The following is a 23,537-nucleotide window of genomic DNA, read 5'->3' on the forward strand; positions in this document are numbered from 1 at the left end:
ACGCTAGCCGCACCCCCCGACAATTCAGGACTCGTCCGACCTGCTCTCCAGCCGACTGATGGAGACGAGCAGCCTGCGCGCGTTCTGCGGGCTCCGGAGCGGGTGAAGCTCCTCCGGCGTCCGCCAGCCGTCCGGGGAGACGCTGATCTCGTCGTGTCCGGTGCGGGCGCAGGTGGCGTCCATCAGGACTCCTCGGGTTCGTCCTTCTTCTTGCGGAGCTCCTCCTCGCGCCGCCGGAGATCCGCCTCCCAGTCCTTCAGCAGCTTCTCGTCGTCCCGGTTCTGCTTCGCCAACCCCTCCAGGAACTCGGGATCGTCGTCCGGCGCCACCTGTCGGGGCCGCCCCGGGGCCACGCCGCCGGGCCGCAGCCCGGTGCCGGCCGGGTGCGAGGAGCCGGCCGCCCGGGAGGTCAGCCCGGACGACGGCCGGCCGGCCACGAACCAGGCGATCCAGCCGATCGGGGAGAACAGCAGGATCAGCAGGATCCACGCGACCTTGGGCAGGTTGCGGACCTCGTCCTGGGGGGTCGTGATGCAGTCGATCGTCGCGTACACCAGGAGGATGATGTCGAGGACGACGAGGAGTGCGTAGATGCGGGCCACGGCGGCATCATCCCTGATCGGCTCTGTCGCCGCAGCCCCGGGACACTACTGGTCCAGACCGAGGTCGCGGCGGAGCTTCGCCACGTGGCCGGTGGCCTTGACGTTGTAGAAGGCGTGCTCGATGTTGCCCTCCTCGTCGATCACGAACGTGGACCGGATCACGCCCATGCTGACCTTGCCGTAGTTCATCTTCTCGCCGTACGCCGCGTAGGAGTCCAGGACGCTCTTGTCCACGTCGGAGACCAGCGGGAACGTAATCGCGTCGCGCTCGACGAACTTGGCCAGCTTCTCCGGCTTGTCGGGGGAGATGCCGACGACCTCGTAGCCCTGGGCCTGCAGCGAGGCGAGCGAGTCGCGGAAGTCGCACGCCTGCTTGGTGCAGCCGGGGGTCATCGCGGCCGGGTAGGCGTAGAGGACGACCTTGCGGCCGCGCAGGTCCTTGAGGGCGAGCTGGCCGCCGTCGGCGGTGGGCAGGGTGAAGTCGGGCGCGACGTCGCCGGGCGTGAGCTTCTCAGTCATGAACCGACCATATCCCGCCCCTCCGACACGCCCCGGACGCCCGGGCCGGACCCGCCGGCCGACCCGCCTCAGCCGGCGCCCGCCCCGCCTCGGACCGCGGGCGAACGGCGGCCAGACCCGCCTCAGCCGATCCGACCCGGTCGGCGGTGCGGTCCGCCTCAGTCGGCCGGTGCCGCCCGCCGGAGCCGGTGCGCGGCGGCGGCCGCGAGCCCGAGTCCGACCCCGAGGCACGCGGCGACACAGATCCGGGCATACAACCCGTTCCACGGTACGGGCGCGATGGCGTGCTGGAACACCGCCGCCCGGGAGAACCCGCAGAGCAGGGCGAGCGCCGCGCCGCCCAGCCCGAGCGCGAAGTCGGCGGCGGGCCGGCGCAGCAGCGCGTACCCGGCTGCGGCCAGCATCGCCCCGCCGGCCGCGAACCCCCACAGGTCCTCGCGTTGGAACGTCCCGGCGTCGAGCACCCGCCCGACGGAGTCGAAGAGCGACAACCCTCCGGCGAGTACGCCCAGCAGCGGCGCCACGAACCATCCCCGCCGCACCAGCGCCGCCCACGGATCCGGGCGGCTCCCAGCCGACGCGCCCGGCGAGCCCACCCGCCACCCGCCCAGCACCGCCACCCCGAGCCCGAGGAGCACCACCCCGCCCCACCACCCCCACGTACCCGGCCGGGGCGCCCAGTCGAGGGTCCCGGTGACGCGGAACTCCCGTACCCCCTCCCGCAGCGGGATGGACCACTCCCGGAGCCGGTGTGGCCGATCGGGCTCGCGGACCGTGATCGGCGGCTGGGGTCCCATCCAGTGCGCCCGGTGGTCGTGCCACCGCACGACGGGCGTGCTGGACAGGAGTTTCCATTCGGGTGCGGCCCCGGCGTCGCCGCCCTCGGTGCCGCCGCGCAGCGTCTCGTTGAGGTAGCTGGCGGGGGATCGGGTGTTCTGCCGCACCCCGCCGGGCCCGACGCTCAGGTAGGGCTCGCCGGAGTAGCCGAGCACCTCGACGGTGGCCGGCCCGTCGTAGCGGAGTTCGAGGCTGGCCCCGGCGTCGGCGGTGCGGATGGTGAGGCCGGGCAGCGCGGGGCTGATGCCGGTGACCGTGGTGCGGTAGTCGCTGGCGCCGGGGGCGTCCTGTGGATGCGCGGAGGCCGGGCTGGCGACTGCCAACCCGGCCACGATTCCCGCGAGCAGCGCCCGCCATACCTTCACATGGCTATTTAACGTCAGTCACCATGCGCTTGAGGGCGTCGACGACGCTGGTGTCGCCCTTGCCCTTGTCCGCGACGACCTCGACGTCGTTGACGAACAGGGTCGGGGTGCCCTTGAGGCCGCGCTTGGTGAAGTCGTCGGTGAGCTTCTTGGCCCAGCCCTTGTAGGTGCCGTCCCGCACGCACCGCGCGAACGCGGGGTCGATCAGCCCGGCGTCGCCCCCGGCGGCGATGATGTCGTCGTCGGGGAGGCCGCCGGTGTTCTCGGCGGGCTGGCGGGCGAAGAGCTGCTTGCTGAACTCGTAGAGCTTGCCCCCGTCGGCGGCGCACCCGGCGGCGGAGGACGTCCTGGTGGAGTACTGGTTGGGCGCCGAGAACTGGTCGAGGATGGCGACCGGGTGGTACACCAGTGTGATCTTGTTCTCCTTGATCCACTGGTCGACGGTCGGCGTGATGGCGTCCTCGACCTGCTTGCAGGCGGGGCACTGGTAGTCGAGGTAGATCTCGACCTTGGCCTTCCCGGTCGTGCCCGGGATGACCATGCCGTCCTGCTTCTCGGTGGCGGTGGCCGGCACGTTGAACTGGGTCGGCTGCTGGGCCTGCCAGACGCCGTACCCGATCGCGCCGGCGACCAGCACGGCGAGCGTGACGCCGATGGCGGTCCACATCACGCGGCGGCGCCGGTCCTCCTTGGCGATCTGTTCGCGGACGACCCGGGCGGCCGTCTTCTGCTCAACTCTTCTGCTCACTATTGTCCCTTGCTCGTTTCGGGCCCCGACGGGCCACCCAGAAGCACCCCGTCGAGGGAGAGCCAGGTATGCGGCCGGAGGATCAGGAATCCGGCCCCGGCCAGAAACCCTATATCCCTCAAAGTCTCCCAAAAGTATGTGGGCGACTCGCCGGCGGCCAGCGCCCCGCCGCCGCCGAAGCAGCCGCAGTCGATCTGGAGCCCGCGGGCCCACGCGGTGGCGATGCCGAAGATGAACATCACGAGCAGCCCCGCCGACAGGATCGCCGCGGCCCTGGTGAAGAGCCCGGCGAGCAGCAACAGGCCGACCATGATCTCGACGAACGGCAGCGCCGACCCGACGATCTGGGCCGCGCCGTTGGGGAGGAGTTCGTAGGCGTTCACCGCCCGTACGGAGCTGCCGAGGTCCGCGACCTTGGAACCCCCCGCGACCAGCCACACCCCGGCGAGGCCGAGCCTGGCCAGGGTGCTGATCACTTTCGTGACGTGCCGACGCCGGCCGGGAGCGGCCGTTCGTGGCTCTGACATGTCGATTCCCACGCCCATTAGTCGCACCGCCTCTGCGGTTGGTTCCGACTCAGCTGGTGAGGGCTGTCTCTACCGCCTCGACCAGATCTGCCCGGGCCCGTGCGACCCGTGATCTGATTGTCCCAATAGGTACGGATTCGATGTCAGCGGCCTCGGCATACGACAACCCGAGCACCTGGGTGAGCACGAACGCGCTCCGCCGGTCGGCCGGCAGCCGCTCCAGCAGGTCCTGCCCGCTGACCCGCCCGGCGGGGTCGGGCTGGTGCGCCGGCTCGTCGAACGCGTTGTCCGCGCGCCGCTGCCGCACGATGACCCGGATGTGGTCCACGCACACCCGGCGGGCGATGCCGAGCAGCCAGGTCCGCACCGTGGAGCGGGCCTCGAACCGGGCGAGGGCCTTGAACGCCCGCAGGTACGTCTCCTGGGTCAGGTCGTCGGCCACGCCCGCGTCGGCGAGGCTGGCGCACAGCCGCCACACGTCGGACTGGGTCTCGCGGACCAGGGCCGCCTGCGCCACCGGGTCGCCGTCCCGGGCCGCGAGCGCCCACTGCGTCGCGGAGTCGGGAGCGGGATTCACGAAGCTGACAATACGGGAGTGGCCCACGTCACGGGAACTGGAGAGGGCCCGGAACCGACTAGAGGGACATGACGTGTGGTGAGGTCCGGGCGGCGCTGTCGGCGCTCTTCGACGGTGAGGTGGCGGAGCTCTCGGTGCAGGCGACCGAGGCTCATCTGTCGGGCTGCGCGGCCTGCCGGACGTGGAAGGTCCAGGCGCTCCGGCTGCCGGACCTGATCTGGACGGCGACCCCGCCGGACCTGACGGCCCGGGTGCTGGCCGCGGTGGCGGAGGACGAGCGGGCGGCCCGGAAGGCCCGGTGGCAGATCCTCCGGTTCGCGGTGGGCGCGGCGGCGGTGATCCAGCTGCTGCTGGCCCTGCCGGTGCTCCTGGACGGCGGTTCGGGGCCGCACGCGAGCCGGGAGATGGCCTCGTTCGACATCGCGCTGGCCGTGGGCTTCCTGCTCGCGGCGTGGCAGCCGTCCCGGGCCCGGGCGTTCGTGCCGGTCGCGGCGGTGCTCGCCGGCTGCCTGGCCCTGACGAGCGGCATGGACGTGCTCAACGACTCCACGGCCCTGGCGCACGAGACGGGGCACCTGGTGGCGCTCGTCCAGGCCGGGTTGCTGTGGGCTCTGGGCCGCTCCTCGGTACGTGGCGGGTCCCGTCCCGCTACGGTCACACCGTGAGAAAATCGGCACTCTTCATCGTCGCGCTGGTGGCGGGGCTGCTGCTCCTGCCGGCGGCGCCCGCCAGCGCGCACGCCGGCCTGCAACGGACCGACCCGCCCTCGGGTTCGATCGTGGCCCAGGCCCCGCGTCAGGTGACGCTGTACTTCACGGAACCTGTCACGGCCGTCCCCGGCCAGCTGCGGATCATCGGCCCGGACGGCAAGCGCGCCGACCGGGGCGAGCCGGCGGTGGACGGCGCGCAGGTGTCCATCCCGCTGCGCGAGGGCGCGGGCCGGGGCACGTACCTGGTCTCGTACCGGATCATCTCCGACGACAGCCATCCGGTGTCCGGCGGTTTCGCGTTCTCGATCGAGGCCCCGTCGACGACGGCCCCCGGGGTGTCGGGCGGTCAGGGCGCCGAGGTGGATCCGGTGGTGCGGGCGCTGCTGCCGGTGTCCCGGTTCGCGGGCTACGCCGGCCTGCTGCTCGTGATCGGCCCGGTGCTGCTGATGGTCGGCCTGTGGCCGGCCCGGCTGTCCCGGCCGGGGAAGCTGGTCTGGACGGGCGTGGGCCTGCTGGCCGGCGGCACGGTCCTGGCGCTGTATCTCCAGGCCCCCTATGTCACCGGCGGTTCGCTGTTCGGGGTGTCGGGGGCGGACCTGTCGGAGGTGCTGTCCAGCCGGTTCGGCTTCACCGGCCTGGCGCGCCTCGCCATCCTGGCCGCCGCGATCCCGCTGCTGCGCCGCGTGCTGGCCGCGAAGAACACCCAGAGCGACCAGGTCATCCTGGGGGTACTGGCGTTCGTCGCCGCCCTCACCTGGCCCCTGGCCGGCCACCCGAGCGCCTCGCCCGCTCCGCCGCTGACGGTGGCCGTGGACCTGGTGCACCTGCTCGCGATGGCCGTCTGGCTGGGCGGCCTGGTGGGCCTGGCCCTGCACCTGCTGCCGAGGGGCAACGAGACGGAACTGCGCGCCCTGTTGCCGGTGTGGTCCCGCTGGGCCGGCTGGGCGGTCACCGCGCTGGTCGTGGCGGGCGTGGCCCAGGCGCTGATCGAGGTCGGTACGTTGCCGGCGCTGTTCAACACCCGGTACGGCCAGCTGCTGATCGTCAAGGCGGTGCTGCTGGCGATCGTGCTGGGCGCCGCGTCCCTGGCCCGGCGCAAGGTGCTGGCCGGGGAGCCGAGGGTGCGCCGGCTGGTGTTCGGCGAGCTGGCGGTCACGGCCGTGATCCTGGCGGTCACCGCGTTCCTGGTCCAGCAGACCCCGGCCCGCACCGAGGCCGCCCTGCCGTCGGCGAGCGCGAACCTGCCGGTCTCGGCGACGTTGAACAGCAACATCTTCCGGCTCCAGGTGGAACTGGAACCGGGGTCGGTCGGCAACAACTCGATGCACATGTACGCGTTCACCCCCGACGGCAAGCCGATCAAGGTCCTGGAGTGGCAGGTCACGGTCGGCATGCCGTCGAAGGAGATCGCGCCGATCGAGGTGCCCGTGCTCCAACTCACCGATGACCACGCGGTCGGGGAGCTCACGCTGCCGACCGCGGGGACCTGGGAGCTGCGCTTCACGCTCCGGGTGTCCGACATCGACCAGGCGACCGTCAGCCAGACGGTGCAGATCAAGTAGACCGAAAGGGTCCCCCTCATGCGCAGTGTCCTCGGACGGAAGCTCCTCGTCGTACTCGGCGTGGCGGTCGTCGGCGTCGTGGCCCTGGCCGGCCCCGCGGCCGCGCACGTCACGATCGACGCGGGCACCACCAACAAGCAGGGGGGTACGGCCCGCGCCGTGTTCCGGGTCCCCAACGAGAGCGAGACCGCGTCCACTGTGAAGCTCGAGGTGACCCTGCCCGAGTCGCAGCCGCTGTCCTCGGTGCGCACGATGCCGGTACCCGGCTGGAAGGTCGAGACGGAGAAGACGAAGCTGGCGACCCCGCTGGAGTCGCACGGCCGGAAGATCACCGAGGCGGTCACGAAGATCACGTGGACGGCGAACACCGCCGAGGACGGGATCAAGCCGGGCCAGTACCTGGAGTTCCCGGTGTCGCTGGGCGGCCTGCCGAAGGCCGACCAGATGGTGTTCAAGGCCCTGCAGACCTACTCCGACGGCACCATCGTCCGGTGGATCGAGGAGAAGACGGGTACGGAGGAGCCGGGCAAGCCCGCGCCGGTCCTGAAGCTGGTCGCCGCCGACGCGTCCCCGGCCCCGGCCGCGAAGAAGACCGAGACGGCCGCCTCCGAGAACAAGGCGACCCTGCCGCTGGCGATCACCGGCGCGGTGGCCGGGCTGCTGGGCCTGGGGCTGGGCGCGGCGGCGTTCGCGCGGAGCCGGCGCGCGACCTCGTAGTACCCGTCGAGTTCTGGCAGTGGAGGCCCCGCGCGACATCCCGCGCGGGGCCTCGCCGTGCCGGGCGGGGAGTCTCCCGGCGGCCTCGACGTCGGGTGTGGGCCGTCACTCCTTTCTCGACCGGAGGTGCAGTCACCCTTCGTGTGCACAACGCTATTCCTGGTGACGAAAACTCACCAGACCTATATTTTTCAGGCAAATCTTGCTATGTACCCCATAGTCGGACTCTCTGTGCGTCGTAAAACTCTCTTCACTGGAACATTCGGACTACGTGCAACCATCCATGCCGGTCACAGCGTTTAATGTCACGAGCCGGTGGGTTGCCGTGGTGTCGAGCGGCGGGGGACGCTGGTTCATTGACTGTTCCCGGTGATGAGAGGTGGCCCAGATGTCGGACCGGTCGCGACGCGGAGTACTCGGCGCGATAGCCGGAGTCGCCGCGCTGCCCCTTCTCGCGGCCTGTGGCTCGGACGAGAAGAAGACCGGCAAACCGGAGGGCGTGAAGGCCGAGTCCGGTGGCACCCCCACCCCGACGTCCGAGGCGGCGATCACCATCACCCCGGCGAACGGGGCCAGGGACGCCAACCCCGCCTCCGTCACCGTCAAGGTCGAACGCGGCACCCTCGACGAGGTCGTGCTCACCAACGAGGCCGGCAAGGTCGTCAAGGGCGAGCTGTCCGCCGACAAGACCACGTGGACACTCGGCGAGCCGCTCGGCTACCAGAAGTCGTACACCGTGAAGGCCACCGCCGTCAGCACCAGCGGCAAGAAGGCCGAGGCGACCAGCAGCTTCACCACGATCAAGCCGAACAACCAGACCCTGCCGTACTTCACCCCCGGCGCCCCCGGCACGTTCGGCGTCGGCCAGCCGATCGTCGTGCGGTTCGACGAGCGGATCCCGGACCGGAAGAAGGCCCAGGCCGCGCTCACCGTCACGACCAGCCCCGAGACCGTGGGCGCGTGGCGCTGGTTCGACGACCAGGAGCTGCACTGGCGCCCCCAGGAGTACTGGAAGCCCGGCACCAAGGTCACCGTCACCGCCAAGGTGCACGGCGTGGACCTCGGCAACGGGCTCTACGGCCAGGACGACAAGTCCGTCGCCTTCGACATCGGCCCGTCGAAGATCGCCGTCGCCGACTCGGTGTCGAAGAAGATGCAGGTCTTCTTCGACGGCGCGATGGTCAAGGAGTTCCCCGTCAGCCTCGGCAAGGGCGGCACGGTCCAGGTCGGCAACAACACGATCGACTACTGGACGCGGACCGGCCCGCACGTGGTGACCACGAAGGACCGTGAGGTCCGGATGACCTCCGCGAGCTACGGCGGCCCGACGACCGGCCCCGACGCGTACGACAGCAAGATCGGGTTCGCGGTCCGGATCTCCTCCGCCGGTGAGTACGTGCACCTGCGCGACTGGGACCTCGGCCGCCTCGGCAAGGTCAACGACTCGCACGGCTGCATCAACGTCGGCCCGGGCAACGCCCAGTGGTTCTTCGAGAACTTCAACGCCGGCGACATCGTGGACGTCAAGAACGGCCCCCGGGTGCTCGATCCCCGCGACGGTCTGGGCGACTGGGTCATTCCGTGGGCGCAGTGGGCCAACTAGGCGCAGTGGGCCAACTAGGCGCAGTGGGCTGACGGCGGCCCTGTCGCGGCACGACCGGTTGGCCCTATTCTGGACGCATGCGCCGCTGGAGCGTCATCCTCGTCGTGGTCGCGTCCCTTGTGGCCATCGCCTGCCAGTCCGGGGGAGACCCCGGCCCGGGTCCCGGCCCCACGCAGACCCGGCCCGGCCCTACGAAGACCGCCAAGGGGCTGCCCAACTCGATCACGGCGATCGGCGACTCGATCACCGTGGCGTACGCGTCCTGCCTGCTCCCGCAGCCGTGCCCGCGCAACTCGTGGTCCACGGGCGACAGCGACCGGGGCGGCACCCACTACCAGCGGCTCAGGGCCCTGAACCCGGCGATCACCGGCCACGCCACGAACCTGGCCGTGGTCGGCGCGCGGGCATCCGGGCTGGCCGCGCAGGCCCGCGCAGCGGTGGACACCCGCGCGGAGTACGTGACGGTGCTGGTCGGGGCCAACGACGCCTGCCGGCCGACCGCCGCCGAGATGACCAGCGCCGCCGACTTCCGGGCCCAGATCGACGAGGCGCTCCGGATCCTGAAGGCCGGCCTGCCCACGGCGAAGGTGTTCGTGGCCAGCGTCCCCGACCTGTACCGGCTGTGGGACGTCGGGCACGCCAACGACACCGTCGTACGGGTCTGGAACCGGGGCGTGTGCCCGAGCATGCTGGCCAACCCCACCTCGGACGCGGCGGCGGACCGCAAACGCCGGGGCGAGGTGCGCGACCGGGTGACCGCGTACGACACGGCGCTGTCGGCGGCCTGCTCGAAGTACGGGCGGCTGTGCGACTACGACGGGGGCGCCGTGCACCGGTACCGGTTCGAGGTCAAGCACCTGTCGCCGATCGACTTCTTCCACCCGAACGCGAGCGGGCAGCAGGTGCTGGCGGAGGTCACCTGGAAGGCCGGGCCCTACGCCTGACCGCACCCGGTAGCGCCCGGCCAGGCCCGTGGCGCACCGCCTCAGACGGCGCCGACCGCCTCGCCCGGCACCGACACGTGCTCCCGGCGGGGCGGCAGCGGCACCGGCAGCCCGGCCGACTCGGCGGAGAACAGCAGCCGGTCCAGGTGCTCGATGGCGTAGCTCACCGCGCCCAGGGTCACCGACTCCGCGCCGAGGGTGGACACCTCCAGCCGGGGCATCCGCAGGCACAGCCGGGACAGCGCCCGGTGCAGCGGTTCGGCGATCACGTCCCCGGACTGCGAGAAACCGCCGCCGAGGACGACCAGTTCGGGGTCGAGGGTCAGCACCAGCGCCGCCGCCCCGACCGCCAGGTCTTTCGTGTACTGCCGCACCGCGGCCACCGCCGTCGCGTCCCCGGCCCGCGCGGCGGCGAACACCAGCCGGCCGATCTCGTCGGTCGGGGTGCCCGCCGGCACCACGGGGCACGCGAGCAGCTTCGGAGCGGCGTCGTCCCACCGGGTGACCGCCAGGGTGCCGATCTCGCCGGTCGCCCCGGAGTGGCCGTGGTACAGCGCGCCGTTGAGCAGCATCGACGCGGCGGTCCGCCGGCCGGCGTGCAGGTAGACGACGTCGCGGACCCCGGCGGCCACGCCCCGGACCCGTTCGGCGAGCGCGCCGAGCTTGCAGTCGTTCTGGACGAGGACCGGGCACGCGTACCGCTCGCCGAGGTGCGCGATCAGCGGGGTACCGGCCCAGTCGGGGATCGAACCGGACAGCACGATGTTCCCGGCCCGGTCCACCAGGCCCGTCACCCCGGCGGCCACGGTCCACAGGTCGGCGGCCATGTGCCCGGTCGAGGCGAGGCACGCGGCGGCGGCGGCGTCGGCGGCGGCCAACCGGTCGGCGGCGGACCACTCGGGTTCGACCTGGCGGTGCGCGGTGGCCAGGACGGTGCCGTTGAGGTCACCGAGCGCGGCCCGGACGTGGTACGCCCCGATGTCGAGGCCGAGCACCACGCCGGCCTCGGCCCGGAACCGGTACCGCCGGGCGGGGCGGCCCAGGCCACCCTGGGCGGGCGGCTCGACGGCGGCCCAGCCCTGGTCCAGGAGCACCCCGAGCAGGTCCTCGCACGAGGGCCGGGACAGCCCGGTACGCCGGACCAGGTCGCTGACGACCTGTGCCGGTTGGCCCCGGAGCGCCCGGATCACATTGAGCGCGTTGAGCTGTCGAAGCCGGGTAAGGTCGCCGCCCAACTGCTCGTCCACGCCTGTCAACGTACCGGAAACATACCTATCGGTGCATAGCTCGGACAGCCAGCTGTGATCAGACAGGGGACGCCGCCCCGCAGGTCCACCGGGGTCCGTAAGATTCCATAGCCCCACTGGTGAGTGATCGGAGCTGCGTTGTCAGACATCCCGACGACCGTCGAGACCGAGATCGCCACGGAACAGGAGTACGTCGACCGCGTCTACCTGCGGCTGGAGCAGCTGCGCGCGGAGGCCGTCGCCAACGAGGCGGCCGGCTACCGGCAGTCCGACGCCCGGGTGCCCGGCGCGCTGGTCGAGCGGGACGCGTTCGTCTACCACGCGGCCAAGCGGCTGCGCACCCTCGACAGCGAGTACGAGGGCCTGGTGTTCGGCCGGCTCGACCTCGCCGAGGACAAGGTCCGCTACGTGGGCCGGCTCGGCCTGCGCGACCAGCAGATGAACGCCCTGCTGGTGGACTGGCGGGCCCCCGCCGCCGCCCCGTTCTACCAGGCCACCCCCGAGCACCGCGAGGACGTGATCCGCCGCCGGGTGATCCGGTCCACCGGCTCGAAGGTGATCGGGATCGAGGACGACCTGCTCGACCCGGAACGCGGCCAGGGGATGACCGTGGTGGGCGACGGCGCGCTGATGGCGGCCCTCAGCCGGGCCCGCAGCAACCAGATGCGCGACATCGTGGCCACCATCCAGGCGGAGCAGGACAAGGCGGTGCGCGCCCCGGGCAGCGGGGTCACGCTGATCACGGGCGGCCCCGGTACCGGGAAGACGGCCGTGGCCCTGCACCGCGCGGCCTTCCTGCTCTACTCCGACCGCCGCCGGTACGAGGGCGGGGGCGTGCTCGTCCTCGGCCCGTCCGCGGTGTTCATGACCTACATCGAGCGGGTACTGCCGTCCCTGGGCGAGAACGCGGTGACCCTGCGCTCCCTGGGCGGCCTGTTCGACGGGGTGGAGGCGACCGACCACGACGACCCGCGCTCGGCGGCCCTGAAGGGTTCCCTGGGCATCCGGCCGCTGCTGGTGAAGCTGGTCCGGCAGGCCCCGCCGGAGGCCCCCACCGAGTTCCGGATCACCTACCGGGGCGAGGTGCTCCGGCTGGAGGCGGACGTGTTGCGGGCCGCGCGGTCCCGGGTACACGAAAGAGGCATTCTTCCCAATCATGGTCGTAACCGGGCGGCGGCGGCGCTGATCGCGGACCTGTGGCGGCTCTACCGCGACCGGCTGCACGAACCCACGGTCGAGGAGCGCGACGCGTTCGTCGCGGACATGAAGGAACGCTCCGAGCTGCTGGAGTTCGTCACCCGGTGGTGGCCGCAACTGAACCCGGAGCAGGTCCTGGGCTGGCTGCGCGACCCGGCCATGGTCCGCCGGCTCAACGGGCCGCGCGCGCTGCGGTTCGCCGACCGGCCGACCGTGCAGGACGTGCCGCTGCTGGACGAGCTGCGGATGCTGCTCGGCGAGCCGCCGAAGCCGAAGAAGTCCGACCCGTTCCACGTCGTCGACGGCATCCGCGAGCTGACCACGGTCGCCGACCGGGAGTACGCGTCGCGGCAGTCGGTCGTCCGGGGCGAGAACTACGACGAGTACGCGCACGTCGTGGTCGACGAGGCCCAGGACCTGTCGCCGATGCAGTGGCGGGTGCTCGGCCGCCGGGGCAAGTACGCGAGCTGGACGATCGTGGGCGACCCCGCGCAGTCCTCGTGGGAGGACGCCGCCGAGGCGCGCCGGGCCCGCGACCAGGCCGTGGGCCGGACCCGCCGGCACAGCTTCGAGCTGACCACCAACTACCGCAACTCGGCGGAGATCTTCGAGCAGGCCGCCGCCGTGGCCCGCCGGGGGCTGCCGGGCATCGTGCTGCCCACGGCCGTCCGGCGCACCGGGGTGGCCCCCTCGCACCGGGTGGCCGGCGACCTGCGCGCGGCCGTCCGGGAGGCGGCCTCCGAGCTGCTGGAGCGGCTGGAGGGCACCATCGGGGTGGCGTGCGTGATGGCCCGCCGCGACGAGGTGGCCGGCTGGATCGAGGGGCTGGCCCCGGGCCGGCTGCACGCGGTCGGCAGCCTGGAGACCAAGGGCCTGGAGTACGACGGGGTGGTGATCCTCGAACCGGGGGACATCGCCGACGAGTCCCCGGTGGGCCTGCGCACCCTCTACGTGGTGCTGACCCGCGCGACCCAGGAGCTGATCACGGTCGCGTCGACCCCGGCCTGGCAGCAGCTCTTGACCTAAATGTTCTTGACCTGAGGCCTCAGCGGGCCCCACCACTAGAACCGGAAGCTGGCCTCGATGGGTCGGTGGTCGCTGCCCGTCCCGGCGAGCACGGTGGCGTCCGTCGCGGTCAGCCCCCGCGACAGGATGTGGTCGAGCCGCACCATCGGCACCCCGGTCGGCCAGGTGAACCCGAAGCCGCTGCCGGCCTTGTCCTGGGCCTCGGTCAGCTGCCCGGTCAGCCCGCCGAGGCTGCGGTCGGTGCTGGCGGTGTTCAGGTCCCCGGCGAGGATCAGCCGGCGGGCCGGGTCGTCCTCGATCGCCCCGGTCAGCGCGGCGAGCGTGGCGTCCCGGCGCTGGCTGGCCAGGCCGTCGGCGCCGAACCGGATCGAGGCGAGGTGCACCACGTACAACGTGACGGGGCCCTTCGGGGTGTCCACGACCATCTTCAGGGCGCGCACCCAGCCCATGCCCACGTCGACGGGCTGCACGTCGCGGAGCGGGAACCTGCTCCACACGCCGAGGGTGCCCCGGTTCTGCCGGTGCTTGTAGGCCGGGTCGAGGGCGGAGTGCAGCGCGCCGTCGGACGCGCCGGCGACCTCCTGCACCGCGACCACGTCGGCCCCGGCGTCGCGTAGGGCGCGGGCGGTGCCCGCCGGGTCGGAGTTGGCCGCGAACATGTTGTGCGAGAGGACCCGCAGGTCGGCCGGGCCGCCGGGGCCGCGCGGCACCAGGGCGGGACCGAACAACCCCACCCAGGCGAGTACGGCGCAGCCGGTGGCGATCAGCGCCGGCTTGCTCCGCGTCAGGGCGGCGACGAGGCCGAGGACGCCGAGCGGCACGCCCAGCCACGGCAGGAAGCTCTCCACCAGCGAGCCGAAGCCGTTGCCGTTGGGGATGAGCTTGTGGCCGAGCAGCAGGCCGGTGACCAGGAGGATCACCAGGGCGAGCACGAGCCCGCCCGGGGTGGTGCCCGATCTCCTCGCGGCGGGTTTTCGGACCGGCGGAGCGGTCGTCGCGGGCGGGTTCTGGGGTGTGCTGATCCGGCGAGCCATCCCCTTCAGCTTAGCGACCTGCCAGGACGAGGGGTCTGAGCCGGTGCCCATTCCGCTGCAAAGCATCCAGAACGGCACACAGGATGAGGAGTCCGGCGAGGGCGTACGGCCAGGCCGCGTAGTCCGACGGCGGGGCCTCCAGCAGCTGGTCCTGGAGGTACACGCCGAGGTACGCGCCCGCGAAGCCACCGACCGCCGCGGCGTAGAGCCGCACCGCCTGGGGCAGCAGGAACGCCGCGTCGATGGCGACCGCGCCCAGCAGGAGCAGGAACGGCACCGCCGAGGGCGGGAAGCCGGTGCCGGAGAGCAGGAGCCACATCACGCACCGGTACGCGACGTACGCGCCCGCCACGGCGGTGGCCGCCCAGGGCCGGTTGATGAACTGCCGCGCGCAGATCAGCACGAACATGCCGGCGAGGGCCGCGTAGAACGGGTAGAGCCAGTGCTCGACGGGCATCGCGAAGTGCAGGACGGCGATCCGGTCGACGGGCCGGCCGATCTGGTTGGCGGCGAAGGCGAGCAGGCTGGGCTCGGCGTACGGCGCGCCGCGGTCCCACGCCTGGATGGACAGCACCCCGTACTCCTGGTGCTGGTTGGGGAAGAGGACGTTCTCGAAGAAGAACAGCCAGAACGCGACGGCGAGTACGGCACCGTTGCCGGTCAGCCACCAGCCCCGGATCACGGCGGCGATCATCAGCGCGGTGCCGAGGTAGAGCAGCGCGTGGCTGTAGCTCCACGAGGTGATGTCGAGGCCGTTGACCGCGTGGTTGAGCAGGTCGACGGGGATCGCGACCAGGAAGATCGCGGTCCCGGCCTGGGCGACCCGCAGCGCCAGGGTGTCCATCCCGAACCGGGTGTAGCTGTGGAAGACGACCAGGGCGACGGCGAGCACCGTGCCGACCGTGTTCAACAGGTGCGGCGGGGCGAGGTCGTCGCGGAGCCACTTGAAGTGCCAGGAGACGTCCCACGACGCGCCGAGCATCTTGAGGAGCAGTGCGACCGCCCAGAGCCGGTAGACGAGCCGGAGCATCTGCTCGCGCTGGGCCGGTTCCGGCCCGCGCCGGGCGAGCTCGACCCAGGCTCGGACCTGGTCAATCACGTTCACTGCCGTTCCTCCCAAGGTGTGCGAGGAAACAGTGTCACCCACCCGAGAGCAAAAAGACATCCGGGGAAGCCCCGACCCCGACGGGGCCGTGTAGCCGCATGATCACTTTACGCGACCGTTTCTGTCAAATGGCTGACAGTCCGCAGAATAGTTCTCACCTTTCGGACTTAGTGGACTCCAAGATCGACGTGAGCCATTGTGTTACCCGTCGCGAAAGCGGCAGGCTGCCCGGCGGGACGCCATATCGACGTCCCTGAGGCCCGAGGGCCACAGGCACCGGGCCGGCGCCGTACATCGCCAGGCCGGATGCCGTGGATCCAGGGGCCACAGAAACGCAGTCCGTTCAACAGGGGGTTCCTATGGCAGTACCCTCGCGCGGCCGTTATCTCCGGCTGATTCCCGCCCTGGCTGCTGCACTCGCAGTCGCGGCGGTGCCGGCAACGGCCGTTGGCGATCCCGGCAAGGACGGGGCGGGCGCGAAGTCGCCCCTGTCGTCCTACGGAGACACCGCTAAGGGTGACTTGGGGGAGTTCTACGACGCGCGCACGTCGGCCGGCAGCCAGAAGGCGCTGCAGGCCAAGGCCGCGAAGCAGGCAGCTGCACCCCGGCAGGGCCTCCAGGCCCTGCGCACCGAGCTGGGTATCGAGGGCGTGGTCGAGACCGACCCGCTGACCGGCTCCTTCCGTCAGGTCAGCAAGCTGGATGGCTTCCTCACCTCCGCGAGCAAGACGGCTCCCGAGGGCGTCGCCCTCGGCTTCCTGCGTGACCACGCCGCCGCCCTCGGCCTCACCGCCAAGGACATCTCGGGGCTGTCGCTCCGCAAGGCGTACACGGACGTGGAGGGCACCACCCACCTGTCCTATGTGCAGTCGGTCAACGGCGTCCCGCTGTTCGGCAACGGCTTCAAGGCGCACGTCGCGAAGAACGGCGCGCTCATCTCCATCGACGGTTCGCCGGCCACCGCGCTGCCGACCGGCTTCGCGAAGAGCAAGCTCGACGCGTCCAGCGCCCGGGCCAAGGCCGTCGCGGACGTGAAGGGCGACGCGAAGGCCTCGGCCGTCGCCAAGACCGCCGGCACCGCCACCAGCTTCGCCAACGGCGACCACGCCCAGCAGGTCGTGTTCCTGACGGTGGGCGGCCCGCGCCTCGCGTGGCAGACCATCGTCGCGCCGAGCAAGGGCGAGCAGTACATCCACGTCCTGGACGCGGAGAGCGGGCAGACGCTGTACCGGCGCAGCCTGGTCTCGCACGCGGCCGACGAGGCCACCGGCAGCGTGTTCGAGCAGTTCCCCGGCGCCCTGCGCGGCGGCGACAGCCAGACGAAGAGCCTGCCGGGCCTGTCCAAGGACGCCACCAAGCTCGAGGGCGTCGCGGGTCACGTGTACCTCGACCTGAACAACAACAACGCGGCCGACCCGAACGAGGAGGTGGGACCGAAGGGGCCGAACGGCGACTTCTCCTACCCCTTCACCAACTTCATCAAGAAGGTCGGCGCGCCGTGTAGCAGCCACTACCAGTGCTCCTGGGACCCGAAGACCCCGGGCTCGTGGCAGACCAACTCGAAGCAGAACGCCGTCCAGATGTACTACTACCTGGGCCGCTTCCACGACCACCTCGAGGCGGGCCCGATCGGGTTCACCCGCGAGGCCGGCAACTTCGACACCCGTGACGGCGACGGCATCCAGGGCGAGGCCATGGACGGCGCCAACACCGACAACGGGATGCCGGGCGGCAACTCCAACAACGCGAACATGTCCACTCCTCCGGACGGTTTCGCGCCGCGGATGCAGATGTACCTGTTCTTCGACGACGGCAGCTTCCCGTGGACCGCCGCCAACAGCGGTGACGACGCGAGCATCCTGTACCACGAGTTCACCCACGGTCTGTCGAACCGGCTCGTCGTGGACGCCATGGGCGTCTCGACCCTGGGCAACCTCCAGGCCGGCTCCATGGGCGAGGCGTGGTCCGACTGGTACGCGATGGACTTCCTCGTCGGCGAGGGCTACACCAACGACCGCAAGCTGGTCGGCGACGTCCGCACCGGTGAGTACGTCGGCCACGGCCTGGACTCCGTCCGCAGCCAGCCGATCGACTGCAAGGTCAGCAGCACCGACGACCCGAACTGCCCCGGAACCCCGGGTGCCGGTCCGGGCGGCTACACCTACGGCGACTTCGGCAAGGTCATCGGTCGTCCCGAGGTGCACGCCGACGGTGAGATCTGGGCCTCGACCCTGTGGGACCTCCGTCGCGAGGTCGGCAGCAGCGTGGCGCGGTCCCTCGTGACCCGCGCGATGGAGCTGTCGCCGAGCAACCCGTCGTACCTCGACGAGCGCAACGCGATCCTGCTCGCCGACACCGTCGTCTTCGGCGGCGCGTACCACAAGAAGATCTGGGAGGTCTTCGCCACGCGTGGCATGGGCTTCTTCGCCGCCGCCACCAACGGCGACGACGCGGCTCCGGCCGAGGACTTCAGCACCCCGCCGCCGGCGGGTACCCCGACCTACTCGGTGACCGGCAAGGTCACCAACTCGGCGTCGGGCGCTCCGGTCCCGGGTGCGGTCATCTCCTTCGCCGGCCACCCGGCCGCCGCCGGGGGCAGCCTCTCCGCGGTGTCCGACGCCAACGGTGACTACTCGTTCACCGGCCTGGTCGCGGGCAACTACCCGAAGTTCAACGCGAACGGTCCCGGCTACGAGGGCGCCAGCACCACGTTGGTGGTCCCCGTCGGCGGCACCACGGCGAACTTCTCCCTGGTCCGTAACTGGGCCTCCGAGGCCGGCGGTGGCGCGATCACCGCGTTCAACGGCGTCGACTACGACATGTTCGGTTGCGGCCCCCGGGCCATCATCGACCAGTCGCTCGGCGGCGGTTGGAGCTCGGACGTCGTGCAGACCGGTTCCGGCATGGAGTCGCGGTTCGCCGTGATCAAGCTGCCGAACGCGGTCAACATCGACACGCTGAAGATCGACCCGTCGAACACGTGCGGCGACCCGGGCAGCTCCTCCACCGGGCACTACACGATCGAGACGTCGGCGGACGGCGTGACCTGGGCCCTGGCCCAGGACGCGACGTTCACGGTCGCGAACCGCAACAAGCTCAACGTGGTGCCGCTGGCGGCCGGTACGGCCTCCGGGGTGCGCTACATCCGTTACACCATGCTCTCGAGCCAGGCGCCGATGTGCCCCGGCCCGTTCGGCGGTTGCCAGTTCGTCGACTCCGTCGAACTCGCGGTGTACGGCTCCCCGAGCTAGTACCCGGACAGACGCAGCAAGAAGGCGGGGCCCTTTCGGGTCCCGCCTTCGCTATCGTGAGGGGTCGATAAGTCCTTCTCCTGTGGAGTGTCGACTATGCGCAAGATCTTCACGGCGGTCGCTGTCGCCGCCGTACTGCTCGCAGCGCCCGGAGCCGCGACGGCCGGGGGGCCGGGTGCCACCCCGGGCTCGTCGGGCCTGGGTGACATCTACTACCCGGACTACGGCAACGGCGGCTACGACGTCGGGCACTACGACCTCAAGCTCGGCTACCAGCCGGCCACCGACCACCTCGACGGCACCGCGACCATCACGGCGCGGGCCACCCAGCACCTGTCCCGGTTCAACCTCGACTTCGCCCTGACCGTCAGTTCGGTGACCGTCGACGGCCGGCCGGCGGCGTTCGCCCGGGAGGGCGCGCACGAGCTGGTCGTCACCCCGGCCACCGACATCAAGCGGCACCGGAACTTCACCGTGGTCGTGACGTACTCGGGCGTGCCGTCCAGCGTCGTCGTCAACGGCTTCACCTCGTGGAAGCGGGTCTCCGACGGCGCGCTCGCGGTGAACGAGCCGGAGAGCGCCTGGTGGTGGTACCCGAGCAACGACCATCCGCTGGACAAGGCGACCTTCGACGTGTCGATCGCCGTGCCCGACGGTACCCAGGCGGTCAGCAACGGCGTGTTGAAGACCGAGCCCTACTCGGTGGGCGGCTGGACGCACTGGGACTGGTGCACGACGACCCCGACCGCGACGTACCTGGCGTTCATGGCCATCGGGAAGTACGACCTGGTCAAGGGCACCGGGGCGGACGGCCAGCCCCTGATCACCGCCTACGCGACCAACCTCGGCGAGTACGGGGCCGCCGCGCGCGCCTCCATCGGGCGCACGCCGGAGATCATCGCGTGGGGGAGCACCCTGTTCGGCCCGTACCCGTTCGAGGCGCAGGGCGGGGTGGCCGGCCCGATCGACGGCATCCGGTTCTCCCTGGAGACCCAGACCCGCCCGGTGTACGGCTACCGCGCCTGGCGCAACGGCCCCAACACCTCGATCATCGCGCACGAGCTGGCGCACCAGTGGTTCGGCGACAACGTCTCGGTGCACAACTGGACCGACATCTGGCTGAACGAGGGCTTCGCCTCCTACGCCGAGTGGCTGTGGTCGGAGCACGAGAACATGGGTACGGCGCAGCAGGTGTTCGACGAGACCTACGCGTTCTACCCGGCCGACTCGCCGTTCTGGCAGGTGCTGCCCGGCGACCCGGGCGCGTCGGACCCGTTCGACGCGGCGGTCTACGACCGGGGCGCGATGGCCCTGCACCAGCTGCGGCTGAAGGTGGGCGACCGGAAGTTCTTCGGGATCCTCGCCGGCTGGGGCAAGCACAAGAAGTTCTGCGACGGCTCGATCGCCGAGTTCCGCGCCTACGCCGAGCGCCTGTCCGGTCAGGATCTGTCCGGATTGTTCAACACCTGGCTCTACACCAAGGGCAGGCCCAATGTAGCGACCTCTCCGTCACTCTCCGCTGCGGTCAAGCCCGCATCCTGGGAGTTCATTCGAATGAGCCGCGAGCACTAGGTACACGGTCAGTCACATGAAGTGAAAGGGGCCGCCAGCTATTGGGGGCCCCTTTCGCATGGGATAAGTTCTATGAATGTCGTCTCGGCTCCGGGTACCCCTTCTGATCGCCCTGTTGCTCTTCGTGATCGCTGGCGGTGCCGGCTTCTCGATGTTCGCCGGGCACGGGGTCACCGAGCGGGTCGACGCCGCCGGCGCGACCGGCAACGACCTCGTCGTCGAGGTCCCCCGCGGTGAGGCGCAGGCCGCCGACCAGGGCGCCACCCGCGGCGACGTCCGCGGCGCGGGCGACTCCCGCGAGGCCCAGGTGCTCACCCTCGTCAACAACGAGCGCAAGACCGCCGGCTGTGCCGCGCTGACCGCCGACACCCGGCTCGCCGTCTCCGCCCGGATGCACTCCGCCGACATGATCAAGCGCGGCTTCTTCGACCACACCAACCCCGACGGCAAGTCCCCCGGCGAGCGGATCGCCGCCGCGGGCTTCTCCGGCGGCGCGTGGGGCGAGAACATCGCGGCCGGCCAGCGCGACGCCGCCTCGGTGATGAAGGCCTGGATGAACAGCCCCGGCCACAAGGCGAACATCGTGAACTGCAAGTTCAAGTTCCTCGGGGTGGGCGTCGCCGACGGCGCCAGCAGCAAGTACGGGATCTACTGGACGCAGAACTTCGGCGGATAGGTGGAGCAGTCGGTCGGGGCGCGGCTGCGTGCCCTCCGCCTGACCCGGGGCCTCACCCAGCGCCAACTCGCCGAACCGCACTACACCCGCGCCTACCTGTCGATGGTCGAGGCCGACCGGGTGCCGGCCTCCGAGGACCTCCTGACGTACCTCGCCGACCGGCTCTCGATCACGATCGGCGACATCACCGGCGACGCCGCCAGGTTCGAGGGCCTCTGCCGGGCCGCTGAACACCACCTCCTCCTCGGGGGGTACGCCGAGGCGGCCCGCCTGTTCGCCGCCGCCGCCGAGCTGCCCGTCGCCGACCGGGACACCGCCGCGTGCCGCCAGGTGACCGCCCTCGCCCTCGCGGGGGACACCCAGGCGGCCGTCCGGCACGGCGAGGCCCTGGTGGCCGAACACCCCGGCCCGCGCGCGTACGCGGCCCTCGTCATGCCCTACACCATCCTCGGCGCGTCCCGCCGGGTCGCCGACGCCGCCACCCGCGCCCTGGCGACCCTGCCCGACGACGCCCCCGACGAACTGCGGATCTTCGTGTACCGCGCCGTCACGCACTCCTCCATCAACCAGCACCGGTTCGCCGAGGCCGCCGGGTACGCGCACCGGGCCCTCGCCCTGTGCGCCCCCGACTCCGTGGACGCCGGACTGTGCCGCCTAGCCCTCGCCTCCGCCCGGATGGAGGCCCTGGACTGGGACGCGTCGGCTGGTGAACTCCGCCTCGCGGTGGCCGCCCTGGCCGGCACCAGCTACCAGTTGCAGGCCCGCACGATGCTCGCCGAGGCGCTGCTCCGGCAGGGGGACACCGCCGGGGCGCTCGGGGCACTGCCGGACACGGTTGAGCTGACGGGCTGGCTGCTGGGGTACGCGTACCGGATCAGGGGTCTGCTCGGCCCCGACGAGGCGAGCCTGCGGCTGTCGATGGACGTGTTCGAGGAGCTGGGGGCGGCGCGGGAGCTGGTGGAGTCGGGGCGGGCGTTGGGGCGGATGTTGGCGGCGGAGGGGCGGCTGGCGGAGTCGGTGGCCGCCTACCAGCGGGGACTGTCCTCGGCCATCCCCGCCGAGGACCCCTGAGGCCGTCCGGCCGGAGACCGCTGTCCGTCGCGCCCCGGGAGCGGTGACCATCGGGCGGCGGTGACCGTCGGGCGTTCGGGCCGGAGTTCGGGGACCGCTAGGTCGAGCATCCGGAACGTTCGCCGAGTCGGTGGAACGTGACCGTCACGCCGTAGCCACGGCCGGCCACGCCCGACGGCAACCGGCGGGTCCCCACCGCCAGGCGCAGGCAACGCTCCCCGTCCTGCCGCTCGCCCCGGACCAGCGGGATCCCGCTGTCGGGGGTCAGCCGCCAGCCGGTGTCCCGGGCGACCCGCTCGTAGTGCCGGGTGAGCTCCTCGGTGGACGACGTCGTGCTGTAGGTGAGCTCGCGGCCGCCGATCGGCTCGCCGTCGCGTTCGCACGGTTGCCAGTCGTGCGGGCCGTCGACCGGGGTCGCACCCTGGGGTGGGTCGGTGAAGACGGGATCGGTGCCCAGGCGCGCGGGCAGGCCGGGAACGTGGTCGCAGGCGGGGAAGCGAATCAGGCTGGCCGGGCCCCGGACCGCGACGAACACGAGCGGGCCGCCCACGCCGAGGACCAGAACGGCGAGCGCCACACCCGAACGGCGGAATGCCACGGTCCAACCCTACGGTCCCGGTCCACTTGGTACCCGTCTCGATTTCCCGGTCGTGGGCCGCGCCGGTCCGTGCGGGACGGCAGTGGGGAGCGGTGGAACCCGCAGCGGTCGCCGACGAGCCGATCAGCGGCTACCCCGCGTGCGGCGGCCGGGCCCCCGGTGGTGGGCTGAGGGCGGCGGCGCACGCGCGTTCCAGGAGTTCGATCGCCTCCGGGTAGCGTCCCGCCCCGGCCAGCGCGCGCGCCTCCCCGGTCAGCGCCGCGATCTCGTCCACCGGCGGCGGGGCCAGCAACCGCAGCAGCGGCCACCGCACCAGCAGCGCCAGGGCCCGCTCCGGCGCCCCGTGCGCGATCAGCATCGCCGCCGCCGCGCCCGGCTCCGGCCCGGGCTGGACCAGCAGCAACGCCCGCCCCCGCAGCGCCTCGGCCTGGGCTGCGGACCCCAGCGCCCGGTACGGCTCCTGGAGCGCCGCGCACAGCCACACCACCCAGTCGGGGTCGGGGTGCGCGGGCAGCCCGGCGAGCGCGCCCTCCCCGAGGTGCGCCGCGTACTCCGGTTCGCCTGCCGCCGTCAGGCACCCCACCCGCCGGGCCGTCGCGTACTGCGGCACGGCGTCGGGGAGCCGCGCCGCGGTGGTGAACAGCTGGTCGGCCTCCGCCCACCGCCCGGCCTCCAGTGCCTGCTGGGCCTGGCCGCACACGTCCCAGAACGTACCCCCGACGAAGGTCGCGCCGTGTGGTCGCAGCCAGGCGCGGGCGAGCCGGAGGGCGCGGTCGTGGCTGGCGTCGGGGACGGGGCCGGTGCGCAGTTCGGCGACGGTGAGGCCGAGGGTGGCGGCGAAGTGTTCGAGCAGGTCGGAGGAGGGCACGGCGCGGTCGGCCTCCACCGTGGACACGTAGGCGCGGGAGCAGGCGGTCCCGGCGAGCGCCTGCTGGGTGAGCCCGCGGGCGGTCCGCAGGGCGCGCAGCCGTGTGCCAAACGTTTCCATCCCGAAAGTCTAGGGCCTGCACCCATTGACCACGGTCTCTTGCCGTCGAGATACTTCGACC

At 71.7% G+C, this 23,537-nt stretch carries 22 protein-coding genes; 10 read left to right on the forward strand and 12 right to left on the reverse strand.

The window, feature by feature from the left end:
* Window positions 1-24: 24 nt before the first annotated feature.
* From AB0M43_RS23455 to AB0M43_RS23485, 7 genes are all read right to left on the reverse strand, one after another.
* Window positions 25-183: a hypothetical protein gene (locus AB0M43_RS23455; RefSeq protein WP_363727883.1), complete on the reverse strand. Its 159-nt coding sequence runs from the start codon at window positions 181-183 to the stop codon at window positions 25-27.
* The gene (locus AB0M43_RS23460) at window positions 183-602 is read right to left on the reverse strand and encodes a PLD nuclease N-terminal domain-containing protein (protein ID WP_363727884.1); all 420 of its coding nucleotides are present in this window, start codon (window positions 600-602) and stop codon (window positions 183-185) included. Before AB0M43_RS23460 ends, AB0M43_RS23455 begins: the two co-directional genes overlap by 1 nt.
* 45 nt (window positions 603-647) lie before the next feature.
* Complete coding sequence (bcp, locus tag AB0M43_RS23465) at window positions 648-1,121, reverse strand: thioredoxin-dependent thiol peroxidase (RefSeq protein WP_363727885.1); 474 nt, start codon at window positions 1,119-1,121, stop codon at window positions 648-650.
* Window positions 1,122-1,279: 158 nt separating this feature from the next.
* On the reverse strand, window positions 1,280-2,323 hold the full coding sequence (locus tag AB0M43_RS23470) for a hypothetical protein (protein ID WP_363727886.1): 1,044 nt from the start codon (window positions 2,321-2,323) through the stop codon (window positions 1,280-1,282).
* A gap of 4 nt (window positions 2,324-2,327) precedes the next feature.
* Window positions 2,328-3,071 carry a thioredoxin domain-containing protein gene (locus AB0M43_RS23475; protein WP_363727887.1) on the reverse strand — a complete coding sequence of 248 codons (744 nt, stop codon included), beginning with the start codon at window positions 3,069-3,071 and terminating at the stop codon, window positions 2,328-2,330.
* The gene (locus tag AB0M43_RS23480; protein ID WP_363727888.1) at window positions 3,071-3,598 is read right to left on the reverse strand and encodes a MauE/DoxX family redox-associated membrane protein; all 528 of its coding nucleotides are present in this window, start codon (window positions 3,596-3,598) and stop codon (window positions 3,071-3,073) included. The genes AB0M43_RS23475 and AB0M43_RS23480 overlap by 1 nt, the downstream gene beginning before the upstream one ends.
* Before the next feature lie 49 nt (window positions 3,599-3,647).
* Window positions 3,648-4,175, reverse strand: a complete 528-nt coding sequence (locus tag AB0M43_RS23485) for a sigma-70 family RNA polymerase sigma factor (RefSeq protein WP_363727889.1) — start codon at window positions 4,173-4,175, stop codon at window positions 3,648-3,650.
* 68 nt (window positions 4,176-4,243) lie between these two features.
* Between AB0M43_RS23485 and AB0M43_RS23490 the strand changes: the two genes are divergently transcribed.
* From AB0M43_RS23490 to AB0M43_RS23510, 5 genes are all read left to right on the forward strand, one after another.
* A complete protein-coding gene (locus AB0M43_RS23490) occupies window positions 4,244-4,840 on the forward strand; it encodes a zf-HC2 domain-containing protein (protein ID WP_363727890.1) in 597 nt (198 codons plus the stop codon).
* Window positions 4,837-6,447, forward strand: a complete 1,611-nt coding sequence (locus AB0M43_RS23495; RefSeq protein ID WP_363727891.1) for a copper resistance protein CopC — start codon at window positions 4,837-4,839, stop codon at window positions 6,445-6,447. The genes AB0M43_RS23490 and AB0M43_RS23495 overlap by 4 nt, the downstream gene beginning before the upstream one ends.
* 18 nt (window positions 6,448-6,465) lie before the next feature.
* On the forward strand, window positions 6,466-7,164 hold the full coding sequence (locus AB0M43_RS23500) for a YcnI family protein (protein WP_363727892.1): 699 nt from the start codon (window positions 6,466-6,468) through the stop codon (window positions 7,162-7,164).
* A gap of 388 nt (window positions 7,165-7,552) precedes the next feature.
* Window positions 7,553-8,767 (forward strand): Ig-like domain-containing protein, encoded by a 1,215-nt coding sequence (locus AB0M43_RS23505; RefSeq protein ID WP_363727893.1) that lies wholly within the window; start codon window positions 7,553-7,555, stop codon window positions 8,765-8,767.
* A 77-nt stretch (window positions 8,768-8,844) separates the two neighbouring features.
* Window positions 8,845-9,711 (forward strand): GDSL-type esterase/lipase family protein, encoded by an 867-nt coding sequence (locus tag AB0M43_RS23510; RefSeq protein WP_363727894.1) that lies wholly within the window; start codon window positions 8,845-8,847, stop codon window positions 9,709-9,711.
* 41 nt (window positions 9,712-9,752) lie between these two features.
* On the opposite strand, the gene AB0M43_RS23515 is transcribed toward AB0M43_RS23510, so the two are convergent.
* Complete coding sequence (locus tag AB0M43_RS23515; protein ID WP_363727895.1) at window positions 9,753-10,958, reverse strand: ROK family protein; 1,206 nt, start codon at window positions 10,956-10,958, stop codon at window positions 9,753-9,755.
* 138 nt (window positions 10,959-11,096) lie between these two features.
* On the opposite strand from AB0M43_RS23515, the gene AB0M43_RS23520 reads away from it, so the two are divergent.
* Window positions 11,097-13,181, forward strand: a complete 2,085-nt coding sequence (locus AB0M43_RS23520) for a UvrD-helicase domain-containing protein (RefSeq protein ID WP_363727896.1) — start codon at window positions 11,097-11,099, stop codon at window positions 13,179-13,181.
* A 35-nt stretch (window positions 13,182-13,216) separates the two neighbouring features.
* On the opposite strand, the gene AB0M43_RS23525 is transcribed toward AB0M43_RS23520, so the two are convergent.
* The gene (locus AB0M43_RS23525) at window positions 13,217-14,215 is read right to left on the reverse strand and encodes an endonuclease/exonuclease/phosphatase family protein (protein ID WP_363727897.1); all 999 of its coding nucleotides are present in this window, start codon (window positions 14,213-14,215) and stop codon (window positions 13,217-13,219) included.
* Window positions 14,216-14,225: 10 nt separating this feature from the next.
* The gene (locus AB0M43_RS23530) at window positions 14,226-15,320 is read right to left on the reverse strand and encodes a hypothetical protein (RefSeq protein WP_363727898.1); all 1,095 of its coding nucleotides are present in this window, start codon (window positions 15,318-15,320) and stop codon (window positions 14,226-14,228) included.
* A gap of 521 nt (window positions 15,321-15,841) precedes the next feature.
* Between AB0M43_RS23530 and AB0M43_RS23535 the strand changes: the two genes are divergently transcribed.
* The 4 genes from AB0M43_RS23535 to AB0M43_RS23550 all read left to right on the forward strand — a co-directional run bounded on the left by AB0M43_RS23535 (window position 15,842) and on the right by AB0M43_RS23550 (window position 21,890).
* Complete coding sequence (locus tag AB0M43_RS23535) at window positions 15,842-18,571, forward strand: M36 family metallopeptidase (RefSeq protein ID WP_363727899.1); 2,730 nt, start codon at window positions 15,842-15,844, stop codon at window positions 18,569-18,571.
* 96 nt (window positions 18,572-18,667) lie between these two features.
* Window positions 18,668-20,143 (forward strand): M1 family metallopeptidase, encoded by a 1,476-nt coding sequence (locus AB0M43_RS23540; protein ID WP_363727900.1) that lies wholly within the window; start codon window positions 18,668-18,670, stop codon window positions 20,141-20,143.
* 76 nt (window positions 20,144-20,219) lie between these two features.
* On the forward strand, window positions 20,220-20,819 hold the full coding sequence (locus AB0M43_RS23545) for a CAP domain-containing protein (protein ID WP_363727901.1): 600 nt from the start codon (window positions 20,220-20,222) through the stop codon (window positions 20,817-20,819).
* Window positions 20,820-21,890, forward strand: coding sequence for a helix-turn-helix transcriptional regulator (locus AB0M43_RS23550; RefSeq protein WP_363727902.1), 1,071 nt, complete (start codon window positions 20,820-20,822; stop codon window positions 21,888-21,890). It abuts the gene before it with no gap.
* 97 nt (window positions 21,891-21,987) lie between these two features.
* Here AB0M43_RS23550 and AB0M43_RS23555 read toward each other — a convergent pair whose 3' ends face one another.
* A complete protein-coding gene (locus AB0M43_RS23555; RefSeq protein WP_363727903.1) occupies window positions 21,988-22,488 on the reverse strand; it encodes a hypothetical protein in 501 nt (166 codons plus the stop codon).
* A 130-nt stretch (window positions 22,489-22,618) separates the two neighbouring features.
* Window positions 22,619-23,476: a helix-turn-helix transcriptional regulator gene (locus AB0M43_RS23560; RefSeq protein WP_363727904.1), complete on the reverse strand. Its 858-nt coding sequence runs from the start codon at window positions 23,474-23,476 to the stop codon at window positions 22,619-22,621.
* Between the last annotated feature and the right edge of the window lie 61 nt (window positions 23,477-23,537).

This window comes from Longispora sp. NPDC051575, assembly GCF_040681875.1.
Taxonomy (GTDB): Bacteria; Actinomycetota; Actinomycetes; order Mycobacteriales; family Micromonosporaceae; genus Longispora.

Coding starts and splice junctions, on each gene's coding strand:
- AB0M43_RS23455 (WP_363727883.1), bottom strand. CDS start 183: ATGGACGCCACCTGCGCCCGCACCGGACACGACGAGATCAGCGTCTCC.
- AB0M43_RS23500 (WP_363727892.1), top strand. CDS start 6,466: ATGCGCAGTGTCCTCGGACGGAAGCTCCTCGTCGTACTCGGCGTGGCG.
- AB0M43_RS23510 (WP_363727894.1), top strand. CDS start 8,845: ATGCGCCGCTGGAGCGTCATCCTCGTCGTGGTCGCGTCCCTTGTGGCC.
- AB0M43_RS23525 (WP_363727897.1), bottom strand. CDS start 14,215: ATGGCTCGCCGGATCAGCACACCCCAGAACCCGCCCGCGACGACCGCT.
- AB0M43_RS23505 (WP_363727893.1), top strand. CDS start 7,553: ATGTCGGACCGGTCGCGACGCGGAGTACTCGGCGCGATAGCCGGAGTC.
- AB0M43_RS23560 (WP_363727904.1), bottom strand. CDS start 23,476: ATGGAAACGTTTGGCACACGGCTGCGCGCCCTGCGGACCGCCCGCGGG.
- bcp (WP_363727885.1), bottom strand. CDS start 1,121: ATGACTGAGAAGCTCACGCCCGGCGACGTCGCGCCCGACTTCACCCTG.
- AB0M43_RS23480 (WP_363727888.1), bottom strand. CDS start 3,598: ATGTCAGAGCCACGAACGGCCGCTCCCGGCCGGCGTCGGCACGTCACG.
- AB0M43_RS23490 (WP_363727890.1), top strand. CDS start 4,244: ATGACGTGTGGTGAGGTCCGGGCGGCGCTGTCGGCGCTCTTCGACGGT.
- AB0M43_RS23540 (WP_363727900.1), top strand. CDS start 18,668: ATGCGCAAGATCTTCACGGCGGTCGCTGTCGCCGCCGTACTGCTCGCA.
- AB0M43_RS23545 (WP_363727901.1), top strand. CDS start 20,220: ATGTCGTCTCGGCTCCGGGTACCCCTTCTGATCGCCCTGTTGCTCTTC.